Source organism: Kitasatospora sp. NPDC059817 (assembly GCF_042731835.1).
In the GTDB taxonomy this organism is placed as follows: Bacteria; Actinomycetota; Actinomycetes; order Streptomycetales; family Streptomycetaceae; genus Kitasatospora.
Genome location: NZ_JBHWIR010000219.1, coordinates 1 through 4,660, shown reverse-complemented (window position 1 = coordinate 4,660; position 4,660 = coordinate 1). Strand labels below are relative to the sequence as shown.

Below are 4,660 nucleotides of genomic sequence, written 5' to 3'. Positions count from 1 at the left end.
GCCCACCCCGGGCGCGCCTCCCGCCCCACTCCACCCCCATTTCTGGATTGTCCAAAAAAACACCCCCCGGGCGGCCCCCCCCGCGCACCGCGGGGCCCCCCCGTCCGGTGAACGACCAACGACTTACTCGGCCGCGGTGGTCTTGATCTCGATGGCGGCCTTGACCAGGCCCGCGAACAGCGGGTGCGGGCGGGTCGGGCGGGACTTCAGCTCCGGGTGGGCCTGGGTGGCCACCAGGTACGGGTGCACCTCGCGCGGGTACTCGACGTACTCGACCAGGTCGCCCTTCGGGGAGAGGCCGGAGAACTGCAGGCCGGTCTTCTCCAGGTCCGCGCGGTAGGCGTTGTTGACCTCGTAGCGGTGGCGGTGGCGCTCCTCGACGTACTGCTCGCCGCCGTAGACCTCACGGACGATCGAGCCCTCGGCGAGCTTGGCCGGGTACAGGCCCAGGCGCATGGTGCCGCCCAGGTCGCCCTTGCCGTCGACGATGGCCAGCTGCTCGGCCATCGTGGAGACGACCGGGTGCTTGGCGGCGGCGTCGAACTCGGTGGAGTTGGCCTCGGGCAGGCCGGCCAGGTTGCGGGCCGCCTCGATGACCACGCACTGCAGGCCCAGGCACAGGCCGAGCAGCGGGACGCGGTTCTCGCGGGCGAAGGTGATGGCGCCGACCTTGCCGTTGACGCCGCGGTCGCCGAAGCCGCCGGGGATGCAGATCGCGTCCACGTCGCCGAGCTGCGCCCGGGCGCCCTCGGGGGTCTCGCAGTCGTCCGAGGTCACCCACTTGATCTCGACCCGGGCGTTGTTGGCGAAGCCGCCGGCGCGCAGCGCCTCGGTCACCGACAGGTAGGCGTCGGGCAGGTCGATGTACTTGCCGACCAGGGCGACCTTGACGATGTGCTGCGGCTCGTGGACGCGGCGCAGCAGGTCGTCCCAGGTGGTCCAGTCCACGTCGCGGAACGGCAGGTCGAGCCGGCGCACCACGTAGGCGTCCAGGCCCTCGCCGTGCAGGACCTTGGGGATGTCGTAGATCGACTTGGCGTCGATCGCCGCCACCACGGCCTCCTCGTCCACGTCGCACATCAGCGAGATCTTGCGCTTGATGGCCTGCGGGACCTCGCGGTCGGCGCGCAGCACGATCGCGTCGGGCTGGATGCCGATGTTGCGCAGCGCGGCGACGGAGTGCTGGGTGGGCTTGGTCTTCAGCTCGCCCGAGGGGCCGATGTACGGCAGCAGGGAGACGTGCACGAAGAACACGTTGTCCCGGCCGACCTCGTGGCGGACCTGGCGGACGGCCTCCAGGAACGGCAGCGACTCGATGTCGCCGACGGTCCCGCCGACCTCGGTGATCACCACGTCGACGTCCTCGGTCGCCATCCGGCGGATCCGGGACTTGATCTCGTTGGTGATGTGGGGGATGACCTGAACGGTGTCGCCCAGGTACTCGCCGCGTCGCTCCTTGGCGATGACGGTGGAGTAGACCTGGCCGGTGGTGACGTTCGCCGAACCGTGCAGGTTGGTGTCCAGGAACCGCTCGTAGTGGCCGATGTCCAGGTCGGTCTCGGCGCCGTCGTCCGTGACGAAGACCTCACCGTGCTGGAACGGGTTCATGGTGCCCGGGTCCACGTTGAGGTACGGGTCGAGCTTCTGCATGGTGACGCGCAGGCCGCGGGCCTTGAGGAGCGCGCCAAGGCTGGAGGCGGTGAGGCCCTTGCCGAGCGAAGAGGCGACACCCCCGGTGACGAAGAGGTGCTTGGTCGTCACGGCGCGGCCGTTCGCTGCCTTGCCGGAATGGGGCTGTGCCAAGAGGGGGCTCCCGTGGGTCGCGTGTCGAAGGTGACGTGGGCGGGATGCTCTCGACTCGCCGAACGACGGGAGGCGGTGCGGTGCACGGCACTCGGGGGGTCGTCGATTCGGCTGGTCCGGGGCGTTTGATCCCACCGGTCCACGGGATACCAGGGTATCAGTGACCCGACCCGGACGCCTTCCGGCCCGCTCGCGGCGCCCCGGGGGCGTGCGCGGGGCGCACCACCGGCGCATCATCCGGCGCAGCCGTCACACCGGTCGCACCACGGCCGGACCGGGCCACTTCGGAGCACTCCGTTCGGGCCATGACAGCCCCTCCACTGGGACCAGGCGGAACTGATCCGTCCGGACCATCCTGCCCGGCGTCCTCGCGATGCACGGCATTTCCGCCGAATTGTGGCGCCACACGAGGCTGCGCCCGCGTGCTTCGCCCCTTTCGTCCGTCGTAAGCTGCACGGACGCATCGCCGACAGCACGAGCACGCGGAGGGCGTGGGAGGTCAGGACACTCCCGGTCCCCGATGCGCGACCGGACCTCCCCGTATTCCAGCTCCTCCCCTCCCACCCCAGGGGCTCGACCGAGCCTCGCGCGGACACTCCAGCAAGGCCCGCCACCACCCTTCGGCGGGCCGGACGTCCCGGGGTGGGCTCCGGCCCCGCAGACCGTTCGCTCCCCCAGATCGCCGATGCGTCGTGACCACATTGCGAACTGGAGATCCACGTGGCCGGCCGTATCGAGGACTACGCACTCATCGGGGACATGCAGACCGCTGCCCTGGTCAGCAGGGACGGGGCGGTGGACTGGCTCTGCCTGCCCCGCTTCGACTCTCCGGCCGTGTTCGCCGGCCTGCTCGGCACCGATGAACACGGCTTCTGGCGGATCGGTCCGGCCGAAGCCGTCGCGACCGAAGTCCCCACCCCCGCGGCACCCCCCACCCCGGCCGCCCCCGCCCTCGGCCTCCCCCGCTTCACCGACACCGCCGATCTGAGGGTCCCGCCGCCCACCGCGGCCGCCCCCGCGGTGCCCGCCGACCGCCGCCGCTACCGGGGCGACTCACTGGTCCTGGAACAGGAGTGGGACACCCAGGGCGGCACCGTCCGGGTGATCGACTTCATGCCGCCGCGCCCGCTGGCCGGCCGCGACGCCGTCCCCCAGGTGATCCGGATCGTCGAGGGCGTGGCCGGCACCGTCCGGATGCGCTCAGCGGTGCGGATGCGCTTCTCGTACGGGCGCATCGTGCCCTGGGTGCACCGGGTCGAGCAGGCCGGAGGCGGCCACCGCACCGTCGCCGTGGCCGGGCCCGACTCGGTGTGGCTGGACGGCGAGTCCGAGACCTACGGCCGCGACCTGACCACCTACGCCGACTTCACCGTCACCGCCGGCGAGCGGATCGCCTTCGCGCTGACCTGGCAGGCCTCCCACCTGGACGCGCCGAAGGCCCCGGACGCCGAGGAGATGCTCGACGCCACCACCGACTTCTGGCACGAGTGGGCCGCCCAGTGCACCTACCAGGGCCCCTACCGCGAGGCCGTGATCCGCTCCCTGATCACCCTCAAGGGCCTCACCTACGCCCCCACCGGCGGCATCGTCGCCGCCCCCACCACCTCACTGCCCGAGGACATCGGCGGTGAGCGCAACTGGGACTACCGCTACACCTGGCTGCGCGACGCCGCGATCACCCTCTCCTCGCTGCTGCGCACCGGCTACCGCGACGAGGCCAAGGCCTGGCGCGAGTGGCTGCTGCGCGCCGTCGCCGGCGATCCGGAGAACCTCCAGATCATGTACGGCATCGCCGGCGAGCGCGAGCTCACCGAGTCCTCACTGGACTGGCTGCCCGGCTACGAGGGCTCGCAGCCCGTCCGGGTCGGCAACGGCGCGGCCGGCCAGCTCCAGCTCGACGTCTACGGCGAGGTCGTCGAGGCCCTGCACCTGGCCCACATGACCGGCCTGGTCCGCAACGACCACGCCCACCACCTCCAGCTGCGCCTGATCGAGTACCTGGAGGACCACTGGCAGGAGCCGGACGAGGGCATCTGGGAGGTCCGCGGCCCGCGCCGGCACTTCGTCCACTCCAAGGTGATGGCCTGGGTCGCCGTCGACCGGACGATCAAGCTGCTGGAGCAGACCCCCGAGGACGCCCCCTCCGACGGCCACCTGGAGCGCTGGCGCGAACTGCGCGAGACCATCCACCGGGACGTCTGCGAGAAGGGCTACGACCCGGAACGCAACACCTTCACCCAGTACTACGGCGGCAAGGAGCTGGACGCCTCGCTGCTGCTCATCCCCCAGGTCGGCTTCCTGCCGCCGGACGACAAGCGCGTCATCGGCACCATCGAGGCGATCCAGCGCGAGCTGTCCACCGAGGACGGCTTCGTGCTGCGCTACCCGACCCACGACGAGAGCGGCAACAACGTCGACGGCCTCTCCGGCCACGAGGGCGCCTTCCTGGCCTGCTCGTTCTGGCTGGCCGACGACCTCGCCATGATCGGCCGGGTGCAGGAGGCGCGCGAGCTGTTCGACCGGCTGCTCGCGCTGCGCAACGACCTCGGCCTGCTCGCCGAGGAGTGGGACCCGCGGCTCAAGCGCCAGGTCGGCAACTTCCCGCAGGCCTTCAGCCACGTCCCGCTGATCGACACCGCACTGCGGCTGACCGCCTGCGGCGGCGCCTACCTGTCCGCCCAGCCGGACGGCCTGGCGGCCGAGCGGGTCGAACAGGCGACGGTCTAGCGGTCCGGCGGCCTGGGGCCGGACAGGCCCTAGTCCCAATGCCAGTGACTTTAGGTTGTGTCGTGCTGGGTGACGGTGACTGTTGCCGGTTGTGGTGGTGGCCAGTTGTGGTGTTGGGCGCGTTTGAGGG

The 4,660-nt window shown here is 71.2% G+C and carries 2 protein-coding genes; one reads left to right on the top strand and one right to left on the bottom strand.

All coding sequences use genetic code 11. The features are described 5' to 3' along the window. Positions 1–123: 123 nt before the first annotated feature. Positions 124–1,803: a CTP synthase gene (locus tag ACFV61_RS31020; RefSeq protein WP_079135937.1), complete on the bottom strand. Its 1,680-nt coding sequence runs from the start codon at positions 1,801–1,803 to the stop codon at positions 124–126. Positions 1,804–2,523: 720 nt separating this feature from the next. On the opposite strand from ACFV61_RS31020, the gene ACFV61_RS31015 reads away from it, so the two are divergent. Next, entirely contained in the window at positions 2,524–4,530 is a 2,007-nt protein-coding gene (locus ACFV61_RS31015; RefSeq protein WP_063349651.1) for a glycoside hydrolase family 15 protein, read from the top strand. The last annotated feature ends 130 nt before the right edge of the window (positions 4,531–4,660 follow it).